The 18,596-nt window shown below is 69.4% G+C and carries 16 protein-coding genes; 5 read left to right on the top strand and 11 right to left on the bottom strand.

The genetic code is table 11. The features are described 5' to 3' along the window. Positions 1 to 20 precede the first annotated feature (20 nt). Complete coding sequence (gene pknB / locus PQV94_RS06180) at positions 21 to 1,976, top strand: Stk1 family PASTA domain-containing Ser/Thr kinase (protein WP_274287900.1); 1,956 nt, start codon at positions 21 to 23, stop codon at positions 1,974 to 1,976. A gap of 90 nt (positions 1,977 to 2,066) precedes the next feature. Here the strand turns inward: pknB and PQV94_RS06175 are convergent, their stop codons facing one another. From PQV94_RS06175 to PQV94_RS06165, 3 genes are read right to left on the bottom strand one after another with little or no spacing between them, the layout of a single operon-like run. Further along, positions 2,067 to 3,404, bottom strand: coding sequence for a class II 3-deoxy-7-phosphoheptulonate synthase (locus tag PQV94_RS06175; protein ID WP_137416717.1), 1,338 nt, complete (start codon positions 3,402 to 3,404; stop codon positions 2,067 to 2,069). 4 nt (positions 3,405 to 3,408) lie between these two features. Beyond that, positions 3,409 to 4,131, bottom strand: coding sequence for a lysophospholipid acyltransferase family protein (locus PQV94_RS06170; protein ID WP_274287899.1), 723 nt, complete (start codon positions 4,129 to 4,131; stop codon positions 3,409 to 3,411). A 2-nt stretch (positions 4,132 to 4,133) separates the two neighbouring features. Then, a complete protein-coding gene (locus tag PQV94_RS06165; RefSeq protein ID WP_274287898.1) occupies positions 4,134 to 5,084 on the bottom strand; it encodes an ROK family glucokinase in 951 nt (316 codons plus the stop codon). A 171-nt stretch (positions 5,085 to 5,255) separates the two neighbouring features. Between PQV94_RS06165 and PQV94_RS06160 the strand changes: the two genes are divergently transcribed. Then, positions 5,256 to 7,091: an AMP-dependent synthetase/ligase gene (locus PQV94_RS06160; protein WP_274287897.1), complete on the top strand. Its 1,836-nt coding sequence runs from the start codon at positions 5,256 to 5,258 to the stop codon at positions 7,089 to 7,091. Between the two features lie 58 nt (positions 7,092 to 7,149). Here PQV94_RS06160 and def read toward each other — a convergent pair whose 3' ends face one another. The 3 genes from def to PQV94_RS06145 are packed head-to-tail and all read right to left on the bottom strand — an operon-like array spanning position 7,150 to position 12,558. Continuing rightward, entirely contained in the window at positions 7,150 to 7,641 is a 492-nt protein-coding gene (def, locus tag PQV94_RS06155; RefSeq protein WP_274287896.1) for a peptide deformylase, read from the bottom strand. After that, positions 7,638 to 9,101 (bottom strand): MinD/ParA family ATP-binding protein, encoded by a 1,464-nt coding sequence (locus tag PQV94_RS06150; RefSeq protein ID WP_274287895.1) that lies wholly within the window; start codon positions 9,099 to 9,101, stop codon positions 7,638 to 7,640. Before PQV94_RS06150 ends, def begins: the two co-directional genes overlap by 4 nt. 49 nt (positions 9,102 to 9,150) lie before the next feature. Next, entirely contained in the window at positions 9,151 to 12,558 is a 3,408-nt protein-coding gene (locus PQV94_RS06145) for a pyruvate carboxylase (protein ID WP_274287894.1), read from the bottom strand. Positions 12,559 to 12,664: 106 nt separating this feature from the next. Between PQV94_RS06145 and PQV94_RS06140 the strand changes: the two genes are divergently transcribed. After that, positions 12,665 to 13,477 (top strand): ParA family protein, encoded by an 813-nt coding sequence (locus tag PQV94_RS06140; protein WP_137416710.1) that lies wholly within the window; start codon positions 12,665 to 12,667, stop codon positions 13,475 to 13,477. A gap of 116 nt (positions 13,478 to 13,593) precedes the next feature. Here PQV94_RS06140 and PQV94_RS06135 read toward each other — a convergent pair whose 3' ends face one another. The 3 genes from PQV94_RS06135 to PQV94_RS06125 all read right to left on the bottom strand — a co-directional run bounded on the left by PQV94_RS06135 (position 13,594) and on the right by PQV94_RS06125 (position 15,417). Further along, complete coding sequence (locus PQV94_RS06135; RefSeq protein ID WP_137416709.1) at positions 13,594 to 14,139, bottom strand: MerR family transcriptional regulator; 546 nt, start codon at positions 14,137 to 14,139, stop codon at positions 13,594 to 13,596. A 97-nt stretch (positions 14,140 to 14,236) separates the two neighbouring features. Beyond that, positions 14,237 to 14,929, bottom strand: coding sequence for a transcriptional regulator FtsR (gene ftsR / locus PQV94_RS06130; protein ID WP_274287893.1), 693 nt, complete (start codon positions 14,927 to 14,929; stop codon positions 14,237 to 14,239). Continuing rightward, on the bottom strand, positions 14,929 to 15,417 hold the full coding sequence (locus tag PQV94_RS06125) for an FHA domain-containing protein (protein WP_443192711.1): 489 nt from the start codon (positions 15,415 to 15,417) through the stop codon (positions 14,929 to 14,931). Before PQV94_RS06125 ends, ftsR begins: the two co-directional genes overlap by 1 nt. A gap of 147 nt (positions 15,418 to 15,564) precedes the next feature. Between PQV94_RS06125 and PQV94_RS06120 the strand changes: the two genes are divergently transcribed. Both PQV94_RS06120 and lpdA read left to right on the top strand, forming a co-directional pair. Next, the gene (locus PQV94_RS06120; RefSeq protein ID WP_274287892.1) at positions 15,565 to 16,230 is read left to right on the top strand and encodes a copper resistance CopC family protein; all 666 of its coding nucleotides are present in this window, start codon (positions 15,565 to 15,567) and stop codon (positions 16,228 to 16,230) included. 9 nt (positions 16,231 to 16,239) lie between these two features. Beyond that, entirely contained in the window at positions 16,240 to 17,640 is a 1,401-nt protein-coding gene (gene lpdA / locus PQV94_RS06115) for a dihydrolipoyl dehydrogenase (protein ID WP_274287891.1), read from the top strand. A 59-nt stretch (positions 17,641 to 17,699) separates the two neighbouring features. Here lpdA and PQV94_RS06110 read toward each other — a convergent pair whose 3' ends face one another. Together PQV94_RS06110 and PQV94_RS06105 are read right to left on the bottom strand one after the other, a co-directional pair. Further along, positions 17,700 to 18,326: a CYTH domain-containing protein gene (locus PQV94_RS06110; RefSeq protein ID WP_274287890.1), complete on the bottom strand. Its 627-nt coding sequence runs from the start codon at positions 18,324 to 18,326 to the stop codon at positions 17,700 to 17,702. Beyond that, a complete protein-coding gene (locus tag PQV94_RS06105; protein ID WP_274287889.1) occupies positions 18,323 to 18,541 on the bottom strand; it encodes a response regulator in 219 nt (72 codons plus the stop codon). Before PQV94_RS06105 ends, PQV94_RS06110 begins: the two co-directional genes overlap by 4 nt. Positions 18,542 to 18,596: the final 55 nt, after the last annotated feature.

Below are 18,596 nucleotides of genomic sequence, written 5' to 3'. Positions count from 1 at the left end.
CCGCTCCGTAGACTCTCACCGTGAGCACGAGCCAGCGCACGGACCCGCTGATCGGCCGTCTCGTCGACGGCCGGTATCGCGTGCGCTCGCGGATCGCGCGCGGCGGCATGGCCACCGTCTATGTCGCGACCGATCTTCGCCTGGAACGGCGCGTGGCACTCAAGGTCATGCACGGCCACCTCAGCGACGACACCGTCTTCCAGAGTCGGTTCATCCAGGAGGCACGCGCGGCCGCGCGGCTCGCCGATCCGCACGTGGTGAACGTGTTCGACCAGGGCCAGGACAGCGACATGGCGTATCTCGTCATGGAGTACCTGCCGGGAATCACGTTGCGCGAGCTCATGAAGGAGCAGCGCCGCATCCCGGTCCCACAGACCATCACGATCATGGATGCGGTGCTGTCGGGTCTGGCCGCCGCGCACCGCGCCGGCATCGTGCACCGCGACGTCAAGCCGGAGAACGTGCTCCTCGCCGAGGACGGGCGCATCAAGATCGGGGACTTCGGCCTCGCCCGCGCCACGACAGCGAACACCGCGAGCGGGCAGATGCTGCTCGGCACGATCGCCTACCTCGCGCCCGAGCTCGTCACCCGCGGCAGCGCCGACGCCCGCAGCGACATCTACGCGCTCGGCATCCTGCTCTACGAGATGCTCACCGGCGAACAGCCGTACAAGGGCGAGCAGCCCATGCAGATCGCGTACCAGCACGCGACCGACTCCGTTCCTCGCCCGAGCGTCAAGAACCCGGCCGTACCGGAGCAGCTCGACGAGCTGGTGCTGTGGGCGACGGAGCGCTCCCCCGATGCCCGCCCCGTGGACGCTGACCAGATGCTGCAGCGCCTGCGCGAGATCGAGCGCGAGCTCGGCATCGCCCCGCAGGTCGCGCGCACGCTCGCGGTGGGCACCGCCGTGATCGAGGACCGCCTGGACTCCGGCGAGCTCACCAAGGCTCTCCCCCTGGGCGGCACCGGCCCCACCGCCGTCGCCGAAGATGTCGACAACGCCACGCTCCTGCGCCAGCGCGCACGCCGACGATCGGCGAAGGGCGCCTGGCTGCTGACCCTGGTGGTTCTGCTCGCGGCACTCGCGGGCGGCGTCGGCTGGTGGTTCGGCTCCGGCCCCGGCTCGCTCGTCGCCGTGCCCGCACTCGAGGGCCAGAGCTTCGAAGCCGCTCAGGCCGAGATCGTCGACCGGGGTCTCCGAGCGGAACGGGCAGACGAGTACAGCTTCGATGTGGCCGCGGGCGCCGTCATCCGCACCGAGCCCGGAGGCGGTGAACGCGTCGAGAAGGACTCGCTCGTTCGGGTGGTGATCTCTCAAGGCCCTCAGCCGCACGATGTGGGCGCGTTGGCCGGCATGACGCTGGATGCGGCGACCGCCGCCTTGCAGCAGGTGCGTGTCACGGTCGGCGACCCGCAGTACGTGTTCACCGACGCGGCCGACGGCACAGTCGTCGCGGCGGCGGTCTCCCCCGCCGCCGGCGGTGACGCGGTCGACTGCTCGAACGGCTGCACCCTCCACGAGGGCGACGGCGCGAGCCTCACCGTCTCGCGCGGCCCGGTTCCGGACGTCTCCGGAATGAACCCGAATGATGCCGAGAAGACCCTTAAGAGTGTCGGTCTCGACGTATCCTCCGAGCGCCCCACGCAGTACTCGGACAGCGTCGACAAGGGACGCGTGATCGCGATCGGCGACAACCCCAGCGGGGGGAACTGGCGGCCCGGAGAAACCGTGACGCTGATCGTGTCCGATGGCCCGGAGCCGGTCGAGATCCCGGCGAACATCGTGGGAATGAGCATCCGTGACGCAGTGAAGGCGCTGGAAGCACGCGGTTTCGAGGTCAACGCCGGTATAGAGGACGGCAATCTTCCGCTGGGCTTCAAGTACTGGGACGTCTACAAGGTGAAGGCGAGTAACCCGAAGGCCGGCACGACGGCCCCGAAGGGCAGCACCGTCACCCTCACACCGTCGCTCTGACCTCTCGACCCCGCAGCCCGAACACCGCTGCCTTCGCACGAAACGCGAGAGCCGCCCGGCACGGATGCAGGGCGGCTCTCGCGTTCGGGCTCAGCGCTTCTCGAGCTCCTCGGCAACGAGGAAGGCGAGCTCCAGGCTCTGCATGTGGTTCAGGCGCGGATCGCACAGGCTCTCGTAGCGGGTCGCCAGAGTGGCCTCGTCGATCATCTCCGAACCGCCCAGGCATTCGGTCACGTCGTCGCCGGTGAGCTCGACGTGGATGCCACCGGGGTGCGTACCAGTCGCGCGGTGCGCCTCGAAGAAGCCGCGCACCTCGTCGACCACGTCGTCGAAGCGACGCGTCTTGTATCCGGTGGGCGTGGTGATGCCGTTGCCGTGCATCGGGTCGGTAACCCACAGCGGCGTGGCACCTGCATCCTTCACGGCCTCCAGCAGCGGAGGCAGTGCGTCGCGGATCTTTCCCGCACCCATCCGCGTGATGAAGGTGAGGCGGCCGGGCTCCCGCTCGGGGTCGAGCTTGTCGATGAGCGCCAGCGCGGTCTCGGGCGTCGTCGAAGGACCGAGCTTCACACCGATGGGGTTGCGGATCTTCGAGAAGTAGTCGACGTGCGCACCGTCGAGATCGCGCGTGCGCTCCCCGATCCACAGGAAGTGGGCCGAGGTGTTGTACGGCGTGCCGGTGCGGGAGTCGATGCGGGTCAGGGGTCGCTCGTAGTCCATGAGCAGACCTTCGTGGCCCGTGTAGAACTCGACGTGTCGCAGCTCGTCGAAGTCGGCTCCGGCGGCCTCCATGAACTTGATGGCACGGTCGATCTCCGCAGCCAGGCCCTCGTAGCGCTGGTTGGCCGGGTTCTCGGCGAAACCGCGATTCCAACTGTGGACCTCGCGCAGGTCGGCGAACCCTCCCTGGGTGAACGCGCGGATGAGGTTCAGCGTCGAGGCGGCCGTGTGGTACGCCTTCTCGAGACGACGAGGGTCGGCGGTGCGCGAGCCCTCGGTGAAGTCGTAGCCGTTGACGATGTCGCCGCGGTACGCCGGCAGCGTGACGTCGCCGCGCGTCTCGGTGTCGCTCGAGCGCGGCTTGGCGAACTGCCCCGCCATACGCCCCATCTTCACGACCGGCATCGACGCGCCGTAGGTCAGCACCACCGCCATCTGCAGCAGCGTCTTGATGCGGTTGCGGATCTGCTCGGCGGTCGCACCGGCGAACGTCTCGGCGCAGTCGCCGCCCTGCAGGAGGAAGGCGCGTCCGGATGCCGCCGTCGCGAGGCGGTCGCGAAGGCGGTCGACCTCACCGGCGAAGACGAGGGGAGGGAGGGTGGCGAGTTCGGCCGAGACGGCAGCGACAGCGTCGGCGTCGGGCCAGGAGGGCTGCTGCTTGATCGGCAGTGAGCGCCAGTGATCGAGCGGGTCCAAGCTGTGGGGCATTCGCTCAGTCTAGCGACGCCGCGGGCGTGTCGATCCCTTGCGTCGAGGACGTCGCCAGTCGGTCCTTGACCGTGGAGGCGTACACATCGTCGTAACGCTGCGCACCCAGGCGCTGCAACGCGACCATGATCTCGTCGGTGACCGAACGCAGGACGTAACGGTCGCCCTCCATGCCCGCGAACCGGGAGAAGTCGAGCGGTTCGCCGATCACGATGCCGACGCGACCGATCCGGGGAAGACGCTGACCGATCGGCATCACCGTGTCGGTGTCCACCATGACGACGGGGATGACGGCAACGCGGGCCTCCAGCGCCATGCGCGCGATCCCCGTGCGGCCCCGGTAGAGGCGTCCGTCGGGGCTGCGGGTGCCCTCGGGGTAGATGCCCAGCAGATCACCGCGCCCGAGCACCTGCAGACCCGTGTTGAGAGAGCCTTCGGAGGCCTTGCCGCCCGATCGGTCGATCGGGATCTGTCCCGTCGCCTTGAAGAACATGCGGGTGGCCCAGCCCTTGATGCCACGCCCGGTGAAGTAGTCGCTCTTGGCGAGGAAGGTCATCGGCCGGTCGATCATCAGCGGCAGGAAGATCGAGTCCGCGAAGGAGAGATGGTTGCTGGCGAGGATGGCCGCGCCCGTTGCGGGGATGTTGCGCCGGCCCACGATCCACGGTCGGAAGATCGCCTTCACGATCGGCCCGATCACGATGTACTTCATCAGCCAGTAGAACATTGTCAGCCCCCTGCGACCGCCCGACGTCGAGCCAGATCCGCGACACCGATGACGCCGGCGTCGTTCGTGAGACGGGCCACCTGGAAATCGGCGACCGGACGATAACCATACGCGGGCATCGCGGCAGCGAAGGCCTCCCGCATCGGCTCCAGCAGCACATCGCCGAGTTGAGACACTCCCCCGCCGATGACGAAGCGTTCCGGATCGAGGATGGCGGCGAGTCCGCCACAGGCCGTGCCGACGGCCACCGCGATGCGTCGCAGCGCCTCGAGCGCACCGGGGTCGCCGTCCTGGACGAGGCGCGAGATGGCGGCGCCGGTGAGCCCGCCCTCCTCGCGGGATGCCGCTGCCAGGCGCGAGCCGATGCCGAACTCCGCGTCGACCGCGATCTCACGAGCCTCGAGCTGAAGCGCACGGCCCGAGCCGTACACCTCGAGGCAGCCGCGCTGACCGCATCCGCAGGTGCGCCCCTCGGGCACCAGACGCATGTGGCCGAGCTCCGCAGCCACACCGTGACCACCCGAGAGCAGATTGCCGTCGACGACGACGGCCCCGCCGACACCCGTGCCGAGCGTGAGCATGACCACGTCGCGAAGGTCTTCGCCCGCACCGAAACGGTACTCGGCCCACCCGGCCGCGTTCGCATCGTTCTCGATGTGCACGCGCACGCCGGTGCGCTGCTCGATCCGTTCGCGCAGCGGCTCGTCGCGCCAGGCGATGTTCGGGGCGAAGTAGACCGTCGAACGGTCCCGATCGATGAAACCCGCCGCTGCGACACCGGCGACGAGCTGCTCGCCCGCCGACAGTTCCGTGATCATCTCGGCCACGGCGACCTCGATCTGCGCGACGTCCGTGGGAGTGGCGACTCGCGCCCTGCGGACGATCGTGCCCCGGTCATCGACCACGCCACCGGCGATCTTGGTTCCGCCGATGTCGATTCCCACTGCGAACACTGTCGTCCCTTCGTCCGGTAAGGCCTCCAGAAGCTTAGTCGGCGCACGACAGCTCGCCTTCCGCGGGGCCGGAACAACTCCTCGAGAGCATTCGAACTGTGGGACTCAGTTCCACGCATGCGTAGACTTGCGTCTCATAGCAACCCGTACGGTACCGAAGGAGCTGCCGACATGAGCGCAACAGTGTTCGAAGTGCCCGCGATCGTCCCCGCCGACCCGCACGCCAACGTGAGCGACCTGCTCGTGGACCGCGTGCTCGCCACCCCGGACCGCGCCCTGTTCGCCGTCCCGGACGGCGACGGCTGGCGCGAGATCACCGCCCACGAGTTCGAGCGGCAAGTCGTCGCACTCGCGAAGGGCTTCGTCTCGGCGGGTGTCGCCCCGGGCGACAAGGTGGGCTTCCTCGCCCGCACGACCTACGACTGGACTCTGGTCGACTTCGCACTGTTCTACGCGGGCGCCGTGATGGTGCCGATCTACGAGACGAGCTCTCCCAGCCAGATCGAGTGGATCCTGTCCGACTCGGGCGCCGTCGCCTGCGTGGTCGAGACGGCGGAGCACGCGGCACGTCTCGGCGAGGTGCGGGACAAGCTCCCGCTCGTACGCTCGACCTGGCAGATGCACGCGGGCGACCTGGACACGATGATCACGGCCGGCTCCGCCGTTCCCGACGAGGAGATCCAGCGCCGACGCACCCTCGCAGAGTCCTCCGACATCGCGACGCTGATCTACACCTCGGGATCGACCGGAAGGCCGAAGGGATGCGTGCTCACGCACGGCAACTTCGTCGAGCTCGCACGCAACTCCGCCACGTCGCTGAAAGAGGTCGTCAACACGCCGGGAGCCTCCACCGTCCTGTTCATCACGACGGCGCACGTGTTCGCGCGCTTCATCTCGATCCTCAACATCCACGCGGGCGTGAAGACGGGTCACCAGCCCGACACGAAGCAGCTTCTGCCTGCCCTCGGCTCCTTCAAGCCGACCTTCCTGCTCGCCGTGCCGCGCGTGTTCGAGAAGGTGTACAACTCCGCGGAGCAGAAGGCCGAGGCCGGCGGCAAGGGGAAGATCTTCCGCGCGGCGGCCCAAGTGGCGATCGACCACTCCGCCTACCTGCAGGACGGGCGCCGCATCCCGCTGGGGATGAAGATCAAGTTCGCGCTGTTCGACAAGCTCGTCTACAGCAAGCTGCGCGACGCGATGGGAGGCCAGGTGCGCTACGCCGTGTCGGGCTCCGCACCGCTCGGTCCTCGCCTCGGCCACTTCTTCCACAGCCTCGGGGTGCACATCCTCGAGGGATACGGCCTGACCGAGACCACCGCACCCGCAACGGTGAACCTCGCCTCGCGATCGAAGATCGGCACCGTCGGCCCGGCGATTCCCGGAGTGGGAATCCGGCTCGCCGAGGACGGCGAGATCCAGGTGCGCGGCGTGAACGTCTTCAAGGAGTACTGGCAGAACCCGGAAGCGACGGCGGCGGCGTTCGACGGCGACTGGTTCAAGACCGGAGACCTCGGCTCGCTCGACGAGGACGGCTACCTGACCATCACCGGTCGTAAGAAGGAGATCATCGTCACCGCGGGTGGCAAGAACGTGGCGCCCGCAGCCCTCGAGGACCCGATCCGCGCCAACCCGATCATCGGGCAGGTCGTCGTCGTGGGCGACCAGAAGCCGTTCATCTCGGCCCTGGTCACCCTGGATCCCGAGATGCTGCCGACGTGGTTGGAGAACAACGGCCGCGCCAAGGACCTCACCCTCGCCCAGGCCGCGCAGGACCCCGCGGTCCGCGCCGAGGTTCAGCAGGCCATCGACAAGGCGAACGCGGGCGTCTCGCGCGCGGAGTCGATCCGCAAGTTCGTCATCCTGCCCACCGAGTGGACGGAGGCCAGCGGCCACCTGACTCCCAAGCTCTCGATCAAGCGCAACGTGATCCTCGCGGACTTCGCCGACGACGTGGAGAAGCTCTACCGGGCGCCCGAGGAGACGACGCAGAACGTCCCGCTCCCCTGAGTCAACGAGAAGGCGGGCCCGCATCCGAGATCGGATGCGGGCCCGCCTTCTTCGTGGCTCAGAACCAGTCGCTCTCGCGCACCTCGCGCAGCGCCACCCGCCGGCGCTCCTTGTCGAGCCGGTCGAGGTACAGTATCCCGTCGAGGTGATCGGTCTCGTGCTGCAGCGCCTGAGCCATGAGGCCGTCGCCCTCCAACACGAGCTCGTTGCCGTCGAGGTCGATGCCCGCGACTTTCGCATGCGGGTAACGCATCACGTCGTGCCAGAGACCGGGCACCGAGAGGCACCCCTCGCCCGTCAGCTCCGGCTCACCCGAGACCTCGACGAGCACCGGATTCAGGATGTAGCCGATCTCGCCGTCCACGTTGTAGCTGAATGCCCGCAGCCCCACGCCGATCTGCGGCGCGGCGACGCCCGCGCGGCCCGGCAGCTCCACGGTCTCGACCAGGTCTCGGACGAGCGCGTGGACGCCCTCATCGATGTCGACGATCTCGCTCGCTCGGGTCTTGAGAACGGGATCTCCGAACAGCCGGATGGCTCGGACCGTCATGATGCGGCCGCCACGCGCAGCCCCTCGACGGCCACGGCTGCCAGCTCGCGTGCCGCAGCCCGTGTAGCGGGCTGCAGGTCGCGGAACGAGATCGCGCTGCCCGTGGCGATTCGCGCGTCGTAGGGCATGCGCACGACCTTCCGCACCCGGGAGCGGAAGTGCTCCTCCAGCTCGTCCAGACGCACGAGCGGCGCACCGGGACGCGAGGCATTCAGCACCACGACGGCGGAGCGCGCCAGAGCCGTGTAGCCATTGGTCTCGAGCCATGTGAGCGTCTCGGACGCCAGCCGCGCCTCGTCGACGCTGAGCCCGGACACGATCACGAGCGCATCGGCCGCGTCCAGCGTCGCATCCATCACCGAGTGCACAATGCCGGTGCCGGTGTCGGTGAGCACGATGGAGTAGTAGTGAGCGGCGAGGGCGGCCACCTCGCGATAGTCCGCGTCGTCGAAGGCCTCGGACACGTGGGGATCGGTGTCGGAGGCGAGCACGTCCAGGCGCGTGTCGTCGCGGGCGACGATCGCCGAGATCTCGTTGAACCCGTGGATCGGCGTCGCGTTGGTCGCAAGGTCGCGCACGGTCTTTCCGCTCGGGCGGCCCACGCGCTCGGCGAGCGTGCCGCGATCGGGGTTCGCGTCCAAGGCGATGACCCGGTCGTCGCGCGCATCAGCCAGCGCCATTCCGAGCAGCGCCGTCACCGTGGTCTTGCCGACGCCGCCCTTGCGCGAGAGGACCGCCACGAAGCGCGCACCGCCCTCGAGCGGCGCGGCGATGCGCGCGTCGAGTTCGCGCCGTTCGCGGGAGCGGCGGCTGTCGCCCAGGCGCACACGGCCACGACTGAGCGTGTAGACCAGGTTCGGCCACGCACCCTCGGGCTCACGCCTGGGCAGGCGGTCGGTCTCCAGCAGTCGATCGGCCGTCAGCAGGTCGGCGCTCTCGCGCTTGGACTCCTCCTGATCGACGCGTCGTGCCGCCAGAGTGACGGGTGCCGGGGTGGCGTCCACGGACGCGATGGAGACCGGCTCGGATCGCGTCGCGGCCGCGGGAGCCGCTGTCGCGGCCGGAGCCGGCGGGGCCACGGGGTCGGGGGTCGGCGACGGAACGCGCACCCGCGTGGTCACAGGTGCAAGAGGCTCGGGCGCGCGCACCACGGGGGGCTGAGGCGCCTCGGTCACGGACGGCTCGATCTGGGCGTCGTGGATGTCGAGGTCCGAGGTACGCACGGGCGAGAACTCGCCGGTGTCTTCCAGGGTCGCGATGACGACGGGCTCGGCCGCAACGACCGTCTCGTCGGCGACGACGTCGTCGTCGATCCCGTCATCGTCGTCGGCGACCGGCAGGGTCACGGCGACCTGCGCGGTCTGGGTTCCGAGAATGTCGATGCCGGCCGCGTCGACGCGGACCGGCTGGTCCAGGATGTCGTCGTCGTGGCCGGTCATCTGATCGTCACGATCAGGCATGGCTTAGGTACTCCCAACGGGTCGCCGGAGGTCCGGCGCCCACCTCAGGCTAATGCGCGCCTTTGACCACGACCAAAAGGTCGCCTGCTTCGACCTGCTGCGTCGCCCCGATCGCCAGCCTTTCCACGACGCCGTCGATGGGACTCGTGATCGCCGCCTCCATCTTCATCGCTTCGATGGAGGCGACCGCCTCGCCCGCCCGCACGCTCGTCCCCGGCACCACCTTGAGCGTCACGACGCCGGAGAACGGCGCGGCGATCTGACCCGGTCTGGAGGTGTCGGCCTTCTCCGCGGGGGCCGCGTCCACCGCGATGGAGCGGTCGCGGACGAAGACCGGCCGCAGCTGTCCATTGAGGGTCGTCATGACCGTGCGCATGCCCTTGTCATCGGGCTCGCCGATGGCCTCGAGGCCGACCCACAGCTGCACGCCCCGCTCGATCTCGACGACGTGCTCGCCGCCGGGGGTCAGCCCGTACAGGTAGTCCGCCGTATCGAGCACGGCCAGATCGCCGTAGGCGTCGCGAGCCTCGTGAAAGGTCCGTGTGGGCCCGGGAAACAGCAGCCGATTCAGGGTCTCCCGCCGACTCTTCCCCTGCTCGACCAGGGCGGCCGCATCCGCGTCGGTGAGAGATCCCGCCGCTTCGGCGACCGTGCGGCCGGCGAGCACCTTGGTGCGGAACGGCTCGGGCCATCCGCCGGGCAGGTCGCCCAGCTGACCCGCCATGAAGGAGACGACGGAGTCCGGGATGTCGTAGTTCTGCGGGTTCTCCGCGAAGTCGGCGGGATCGGCGCGGACCGCGGCGAGATGCAGCGCGAGATCGCCGACGACCTTCGAGGAAGGTGTCACCTTCGGAACGCGGCCGAGGATGTCGTTCGCTGCGGCGTACATGTCCTCGATCAGCTCGAAGTCCTCCGAGAGCCCGAGCGCGATGGCCTGCTGCCGCAGGTTCGACAGCTGACCGCCGGGAATCTCGTGCCGGTACACGCGCCCCGTGGGCCCCGGCAGCCCCGACTCGAACGGGTGGTACAGGTGGCGCACGGCTTCCCAATACGGTTCGAGGTCGGCGACCGCGGCGAGAGGGATGCCGGTGTCCCGCTCGGTGTGCGCGAGGGCTGCCACCAGCGCCGAGAGCGAGGGCTGGCTCGTGGTGCCCGACATGGGGGCAGCAGCCGCGTCCACCGCGTCCGCCCCTGCCGCACTGACCGCCAGGAGCGTCGCCAGCTGGCCGCCCGCCGTGTCGTGCGTGTGCACGTGGACGGGGACGTCGAAGCGTTCGCGCAGCGCGCTGACCAGACGTGCTCCGGCAGCGGGGCGCAGCAGGCCCGCCATGTCCTTGATGCCGATGACATGTGCCCCGGCGGAGACCATCTCGTCCGCGAGGCGGAGGTAGTAGTCGAGCGTGTACAGGTCCTCCGCCGGATCGAGCATGTCGCCGGTGTAGCAGAGCGCTGCCTCCGCGACGGCGGTGCCTGTGGCCAGGACGGCGTCGATCGCGGGGCGCATCTGCGTCACGTCGTTGAGGGCGTCGAAGATGCGGAAGATGTCGACGCCGGATGCGGCCGCCTCCGCGACGAAGGCGTCGGTCACCGCCGTCGGGTACGGCGTGTACCCGACGGTGTTGCGCCCGCGCAGCAGCATCTGGATCGCGATGTTGGGCAGCCCCTGACGCAGCGCGTCGAGGCGTTCCCACGGATCCTCGCCGAGGAAGCGCAGCGCGACGTCGTACGTCGCGCCGCCCCATGCCTCGACGGAGAGCAACTGCGGGGTCAGTCGGGCGACGTAGGGGGCGACGGTGACGAGGTCCTTCGTGCGCACCCGCGTGGCGAGCAGTGACTGGTGAGCGTCGCGGAAGGTCGTGTCGGTGACCGCGAGCCGCGTCTGCGCGCGCAGATCGGCGGCGAACCCCGCGGGCCCCAGCTCCTGCAGGCGCTGACGGGAACCGGCCGGCGCGGGCTCGCGCAAGTCGAGGTGCGGCAGCTTCGCCGTCGGAGACGCCGTCACCGGCCTCGCGCCGTGCGGCTGGTTGACCGTGACGTCGACCAGCCAGTTCAGGATCTTCGAGCCGCGGTCCTTCGACTCCCGCCCACGCAGCAGCTCGGGCCGCTCGTCGATGAAGGAGGTGCTGATGTCCCCCGCGGCGAACGCCGGATCGTCCAGTACCGCCTGCAGGAAGGGGATGTTGGTCGAGACGCCGCGGATGCGGAACTCCGCCAGCGCGCGGCGCGCCCTGGCCACGGCCGCCGGGAAGTCCCGCCCACGACAGGTCAGCTTCGCGAGCATCGAGTCGAAGTGCGGACTGATCTGCGAGCCCGCCGCCGTCGTTCCGCCGTCGAGGCGGATACCCGCGCCGCCCGGGGAACGGTACGTCGTGATCTTTCCGGTGTCGGGGCGGAAGCCCTGCGTCGGATCCTCGGTGGTCAGCCGGCACTGCAGCGCGGCGCCTCGGAGCGGGATCTCGGGCTGCGTGAGACCCAGCTCCGCCAACGTCGCTCCCGCGGCGATCCGCATCTGCGCCTGAACCAGGTCGACATCCGTGACTTCCTCGGTGACGGTGTGCTCGACCTGGATACGGGGGTTCATCTCGATGAAGACGACCTCGCCGGCGCGAGGGCCGGCCGTCTCGAGCAGGAACTCCACCGTGCCGGCGTTCTGATAGCCGATGGAGCGGGCGAAGGCGACGGCGTAGCGATGGAGGTCGGCGCGCACGGCATCGTCGAGGTTCGGCGCCGGGGCGATCTCGATGACCTTCTGGTGACGACGCTGCACCGAGCAGTCACGCTCATAGAGGTGGACGGTCTCCCCCGTCCCGTCGGCCAGCACCTGCACTTCGATGTGCCGCGGGCGCTGCACCGCCTGCTCGAGGAACATCCGGGGGTCGCCGAACGCGCTCTGCGCCTCGCGCATCGCCTCGGCCAGCGCGGGGCCCAGTTCCGCGGCGGTCTCGACGCGCCGCATCCCGCGCCCTCCGCCACCCGCGACGGCCTTCGCGAACAGCGGGAACCCGATCTCCTCCGCCGCAACGAGGAGTGCATCGATGTCGTCGGACGCCTCGGTCGAGCGGAGCACCGGCACGCCCGCATCCCGCGCGTGCTGCTTCGCGGTCACCTTGTTGCCGGCCATGGCGAGCACGCGCGCCGGCGGACCGATGAAGGCGATCCCTTCCTCGGCCGCGCGCGCGGCGAGCTCGGGGTTCTCGGACAGGAAGCCGTATCCGGGATAGATGGCGTCCGCACCGGATTCGACCGCCACGCGGACGATCTCGTCGACATCCAGATACGCCCGCACCGGTGCGCCCTTGGTGCCGATCTGGTAGGCCTCGTCCGCCTTCAGCCGGTGCAGCGAGAATCTGTCCTCGTAGGGATAGATGGCCACTGTGCGAGCCCCGACCTCGAACGCCGCGCGGAAGGCGCGGATCGCGATCTCGCCGCGGTTTGCGACCAGGATCGTCTGGAACATCGGGACCTCGCATCCGTCGTGAGGCGGGGGTGTCCGGCGGCCGGGTACGCCGCCTCACACATCGTTGAGTGTGCTCACAGCCTAGGGGACGGTAACGTAGGGAAGCGTGCACGTCCTTTCCGTCAGTTCCCTCAAAGGCGGCGTCGGCAAGACGACCGTGACACTCGGTCTCGCCTCGGCGGCCTTCGCGCGCGGCGTGCGGACCCTCGTCGTCGACCTCGACCCGCAGTCCGACGTCTCCACCGGCATGGATATCCAGGTCGCCGGCCGGCTGAACGTGGCCGACGTCCTCGCGAACCCCAAGGACAAGGTGGTCAAGCAGGCGATCACCTCCAGCGGCTGGACCAAGGTGCACCCCGGCACGATCGATGTGATGATCGGCAGCCCGTCCGCCATCAACTTCGACGGCCCGCATCCGAGCGTGCGCGACGTGTGGAAGCTCGAGGAGGCCCTCGCCACCGTCGAGGCCGACTACGACCTCGTCCTCATCGACTGCGCACCGTCGTTGAACGCGCTCACCCGCACCGCCTGGGCGGCCAGCGACCGCGTCGTCGTGATCACGGAACCCGGACTGTTCTCCGTCGCCGCCGCCGACCGGGCCCTGCGCGCCATCGAGGAGATCCGCCGCGGTCTCTCACCGCGCCTGCAGCCCCTGGGCATCGTCGTCAACCGCGTTCGGCCCCAGTCGATCGAGCACCAGTTCCGCATCAAGGAGCTGCGCGACATGTTCGGTCCGCTCGTGCTCTCACCTCAGCTGCCCGAACGCACGTCGCTGCAGCAGGCGCAGGGCGCGGCGAAGCCCCTGCACATCTGGCCCGGTGACTCGGCGCAGGAACTCGCGGCCGACTTCGATGCGCTGCTGGACCGCATCATGCGAACGGGCCGCATCGCTACCCCCGAGGACGCCCCCGCGCAGTGACCGACGCGCCGCAGTGACCGACACGCCATGAGCGCCGTCGACCGAAAGGTCGGCGGCGCTTCTCATGCACGCCGAAGGCACAGCGCCGCGACTCGCGCAGCGGGGAAAGTCAGCTCTCAGGCCGTGCGGCGAGTACGGCGAGCGGCGAGCTCGTCGGAGGGGTCCGGCACCTGCGGGTCGAACGAGACGAGCGTGGATTCGACCTCGCGCAGGACCTTGCCGACCGCGATGCCGAAGACGCCCTGGCCGCGGCTGACGAGGTCGATGACCTCGTCGTTCGAGGTGCACAGATACACCGACGCGCCGTCGCTCATGAGTGTCGTACCCGTGAGATCGCGGATGCCCGCGACGCGCAGCTGCTCGACCGCGGTGCGGATCTGCTGCAGCGAGATACCGGTGTCGAGGAGCCGCTTGACGAGCTTCAGCACGAGGATGTCGCGGAAGCCGTACAGACGCTGCGATCCCGATCCAGACGCGCCGCGGACCGTGGGCTCGACGAGCTCGGTCCGCGCCCAGTAGTCGAGCTGTCGGTAGGTGATGCCGGCAGCACGCGCCGCGACCGCGCCGCGATATCCGACCTCGTCGTCCATCTGCGGCAGACCGTCGGTGAAGAGGAGGTCGGCAGCGAGAGGGATCTCGCCGAGCGGTTCGCCAGCGGTCATGCGGGCGCCTCCTTCGTGTCGCGGGTTACCTCCACGCTAGAGGAGGCCTCCCCCTCCGGCAATGACATCCGCCTCGAAGACTCGGCGTGTCGCGCGATCATCCGTCGAGCCGCTCGAGCGAGGCGCGCACGAGCGCCTCGCGAACGTCGGCGATGCGTCGGGCGAGCTCCGGTGCGGTCTCCGCCGCACGGCCGCGAGAGGCCGCATCCGTGCGGCGTCGCAGCGGTGCGAGCGCCGACTCCACGAGGGAGACGTCACGGTCGGCGCTCTGCTTCACGGCACGCAGGTGGCGCGGCTCGATGCCATGGCGATCGAGCGCGACGAGCGCGCGCAGCATGGCCAGCGCCTGTTCGTCGTAGGTCTCGCCGCCGACGATGAGGCCTGTGCTCAGGGCGTCGTTGAGCAGCTGGGTGCCCGCCCCCGCCGTCCGCAGCAGTTCGTCGCGGCGGTAGCGCCGCGCGGCGGGGACGATCGAGCGCGGCACGCCGACCGCGGGCGATGCGGGATCGCGTCCCGCATCCAGGTCGTCGAGATACTCGCGGATGACCACGAGGGGAAGGTAGTGATCGCGCTGCAGGGTGAGCGCCAGACGCAGCCGCTCGAGGTCCTTCGGCGTGAACTTCCGGTAGCCGGTCTCGGTGCGTCGCGGGGTGACGATGCCCTGCACTTCGAGAAAGCGCAGCTTGGAGGAGGTCAGCGCCGGGAACTCGGGGGTCAGCCGTGCGAGCACCTGCCCGATGCTAAGCAGGCCCGTGGCCTCACTGCGGCCGCGGGCGGAGACCGCCGCCATCAGCCTTCTGCTGCCGCAAGGTCGGCGGGCGAGACGAAGAAGTTCAGGCGGAACTTGCCGATACGGACCTCGGCGCCGTTGCTGAGCGTGTCGCGATCGACGCGCTCGCCGTTGACGTAGGTGCCGTTCAGCGAACGCTGGTCCACGATCTCGAACGCACGCCCGACGCGGGTGATCTCGGCGTGACGGCGCGAGACGGTGACGTCGTCGAAGAAGATGTCGGCGTCGGGATGCCGGCCGACCGTGGTGACGTCGGTGTCCAGCAGGTAGCGGGCTCCGGCAGTCGGGCCGGAGCGCACGATGAACAGCGCGGCCCCCGAGGGGAGCGCTTCGATCGCCTCGAGCTCGGGCTCGCTCAGTTCGCTGCCGAACGGCACGAAGGACAGGTCCGAGTCGTGCCCGAAGGTCTGCGTGGTGTCGTGCGCCGGCATGGCTCGGTCGCTCTCGCGACGGATGCTGTCCGGGCGGGGCCTGTACTGCTCGTCCACGTCGTCCTCCTCTCACCCAGCCTAACCGATCGGACCCTCCGCCCGACATCGCTCCGGTGAGCGGATTCTGCGTGCGGTATGCATCGCCGCCGTGACGGCGTCGCCACGCACAGCCGGTCGAAAGCACGCGGCGTTAGGCTCGTCGCCGTGACTTCCCAGACCTCTCGCCGCCATCCCGTGCGCGCGCTCGTCGCCGCTCTCGCCACGCTTCTGATCGCATCCGGCGGGGTTCTGCTGGGCACAGCGCCCGCGTTCGCCCACGATGAGCTCGTCTCCTCCGATCCCGCGTCCGGTTCGACGGTCGACGCGCTGCCGGCGGCGCTCACCCTCACCTTCAGCGGGGATCTGCTCTCCGACGCATCGACGACCGTCGTCCAGGTCACGGACGCCTCCGGGGCCTCCCTGACCGATGGGGCGCCGACCGTCAGCGCCAACGTCGTCACCCAGCCGCTCACCGGCTCGGCAAGCGGCGCGGTCTCGGTGGCCTGGCGCGTCGTCTCCAGCGACGGCCACCCGATCGCCGGCGAGTTCGCGTTCACCTCGAATGCGGCCCCGACTCCGACTCCGACCCCGTCCGAGACGTCCGACGCGACCCCCGAATCCGCTGCGACCCCCGAGCCGGTGGTGACGACCCTCGTCGAGACGGTGCCGAGCCCCGGCCAGTCCGCGCCGGTCTGGCCCTGGGTCGTGGGAGCGATCGTCGTGCTCATCGCGATCGGCCTCGTGGTGTGGCTTTTGGGGGCTCGGGCGCGCCAGCAGAAGCAGGCGGCGAGCGAGCGCACGGCAGGCCGTTCGAACTCCACCGAGCGATAGGCTGGACGTATGCCTCATTACGACGTCGTCATCCTCGGCGCGGGCCCCGGCGGGTACGTCGCGGCCGTGCGCAGCGCACAGCTCGGCCTGTCCACCGCCATCATCGAAGAGAAGTACTGGGGCGGTGTGTGCCTCAACGTCGGCTGCATCCCCTCCAAGGCGCTTCTCAAGAACGCGGAGCTCGCCCACACCTTCGCCCACAAGGCCAAGCTGTTCGGCATCACCGGTGAGGTGAGCTTCGACTACGGCGTGGCCTTCGATCGCAGCCGTGAGGTGGCGGAGGGCCGCGTCAAGGGCATCCACTACCTGATGAAGAAGAACAAGGTCACCGAGTACGACGGCCGCGGAACCTTCGTCGACGACCACTCCATCGACGTCGCGAAGAGCGACGGCTCCACCGAGCGCGTCACCTTCGACAACGTGATCATCGCGACCGGCTCCACCGTGCGACTGCTTCCGGGCGTGACCCTGAGCGAGAACGTCGTCACCTACGAGGAGCAGATCCTCTCGCGCGAGCTCCCGTCCTCGATCGTCATCGTCGGTGCCGGCGCGATCGGCATGGAGTTCGCGTACGTCATGTCGAACTACGGCGTGAAGGTCACGATCATCGAGTTCCTCGACCGCGCGCTTCCCAACGAGGACGCCGACGTGTCGAAGGAGATCCAGAAGCAGTACCGCAACTACGGGATCGACATCCTGACCTCCACGAAGGTCGAGTCGGTCGTCGATTCCGGCGACAAGGTCACCGTCACCTACACCGACAACAAGAGCGGTGCACAGAGCTCGATCGAGGCCGACAAGGTGCTCATGTCGATCGGCTTCGCCCCGCGCGTCGAGGGCTTCGGCCTGGAGAAGACCGGTGTCGCCCTCACCGACCGCGGCGCCATCGCGATCGACGACTACATGCGCACGAACGTGCCGCACATCTACGCCATCGGCGACGTCACCGCCAAACTGCAGCTCGCCCACGTCGCCGAGGCACAGGGTGTCGTTGCGGCCGAGACGATCGGCAAGGAGGAGACGATGGCGCTCGGCGACTACCGCATGATGCCGCGTGCGACGTTCTGCTCCCCGCAGGTCGCCTCCTTCGGCCTCACCGAGGCTCAGGCACGCGAGACCGGTCGCGAGATCAAGGTCGCGACCTTCCCGTTCATGGCCAACGGCAAGGCGCACGGACTCGGCGAGCCCGTGGGCTTCGTCAAGTTGATCGCGGACGCGGAGCACCTCGAGCTGCTCGGCGGTCACATGATCGGACCGGACGTGTCCGAGCTGTTGCCGGAGCTCACGCTGGCCCAGAAGTGGGACCTCACCGCACTCGAGCTGGCGCGCAACGTGCACACCCACCCGACGCTGTCCGAGGCCCTGCAGGAGGCCTTTCACGGTCTCGCGGGTCACATGATCAACTTCTGATCCTCGGCTCCGAACGCAGAAGGCGCCCTCCTCACGGAGGGCGCCTTCTGCGTTCGGGGTCAGCGCCCGAGGGCGCGGCCGAGCTTGGAATCGGATGCGGACACGGAGCCGCCGGCGGCGGTGACCAGCGCGTCGGCCGCGGCGAAGAACGTCTCCCGCCAGACGGGGTCGGCCGGAGCAGCCTGACCCAGCTCCACCTCCCACTCCCGCCACGCCCGCTCGGCACCCGTCGCGGCCTCGCTCGCGCGCACACGGTCGTCCACGACCTCCGCGACGATTCCGCCGTCGGCGTCGCGGAGCAGGTAGGCCGTGCGGCTGTTGCGGATGCGGGCGATCTGCACGAAGGGGCCCGCGGCCCAGTTCGCGACCGCGGCGGCGACCGCATCCGGCACCGTCGGCTCGTCGTCGACGATCGGCCATCCCCATTCGTGACGACCTTCGGGGGCGCTCGACTTCACGTGCCAACCGGCGTCGTGGCCGCCCGTGCGGCGGCGGATCGCCACCTTGGCGCGCGCGAGGTCGAGGCCCGGCGTGTCGAAGTACCGGGCGTCGAGGTCACGCTGCTGCGCCGGGTCGACGCTCGCGACGTCCGGCAGGCTCGACCAGTCGGGAAGCGGCGTGTCGGCGTCGGCGTCGTAGGTGCGCTCGATCTCGACCGAGCGGGTCGGTTCCTGCGATGCGCTCACTCGTTGCGGTCTTCTTCGTCGGGATTGACCGGTTCGGTCGTCTCGACGAAGGCGAAGACCTCCTGCTGAGGGCCGTCAGCATCGGCGTCCACCGCCTGGCGCTGATAGACCAGCTGCCCCTCGCCGTAGGGAACGATGAGCGCGTCGTCGACGCCTTCTTCCAGAGGGATGACCTGCCCGTCGAGGGGGCCTCCGGTCAGTCGTGCGATAGCCATGCGGCCCAGCCTAGACCTCGGGGCCACCCCGCCCGCCCGGCGCGCACGGTGGCCT

Source organism: Microbacterium sp. Clip185, from assembly GCF_028743715.1.
GTDB lineage: Bacteria > Actinomycetota > Actinomycetes > Actinomycetales > Microbacteriaceae > Microbacterium.
This window is presented reverse-complemented; position numbering and strand designations above follow the sequence as displayed.

Excerpts from the sequence above, each read along its gene's own strand:
- PQV94_RS06175 (WP_137416717.1), bottom strand. The coding sequence starts at position 3,404 with ATGCCCCACAGCTTGGACCCGCTCGATCACTGGCGCTCACTGCCGATC.
- PQV94_RS06170 (WP_274287899.1), bottom strand. The coding sequence starts at position 4,131 with ATGTTCTACTGGCTGATGAAGTACATCGTGATCGGGCCGATCGTGAAG.
- PQV94_RS06160 (WP_274287897.1), top strand. The coding sequence starts at position 5,256 with ATGAGCGCAACAGTGTTCGAAGTGCCCGCGATCGTCCCCGCCGACCCG.
- def (WP_274287896.1), bottom strand. The coding sequence starts at position 7,641 with ATGACGGTCCGAGCCATCCGGCTGTTCGGAGATCCCGTTCTCAAGACC.
- PQV94_RS06150 (WP_274287895.1), bottom strand. The coding sequence starts at position 9,101 with ATGCCTGATCGTGACGATCAGATGACCGGCCACGACGACGACATCCTG.
- PQV94_RS06145 (WP_274287894.1), bottom strand. The coding sequence starts at position 12,558 with ATGTTCCAGACGATCCTGGTCGCAAACCGCGGCGAGATCGCGATCCGC.
- PQV94_RS06135 (WP_137416709.1), bottom strand. The coding sequence starts at position 14,139 with ATGACCGCTGGCGAACCGCTCGGCGAGATCCCTCTCGCTGCCGACCTC.
- ftsR (WP_274287893.1), bottom strand. The coding sequence starts at position 14,929 with ATGGCGGCGGTCTCCGCCCGCGGCCGCAGTGAGGCCACGGGCCTGCTT.
- lpdA (WP_274287891.1), top strand. The coding sequence starts at position 16,240 with ATGCCTCATTACGACGTCGTCATCCTCGGCGCGGGCCCCGGCGGGTAC.
- PQV94_RS06105 (WP_274287889.1), bottom strand. The coding sequence starts at position 18,541 with ATGGCTATCGCACGACTGACCGGAGGCCCCCTCGACGGGCAGGTCATC.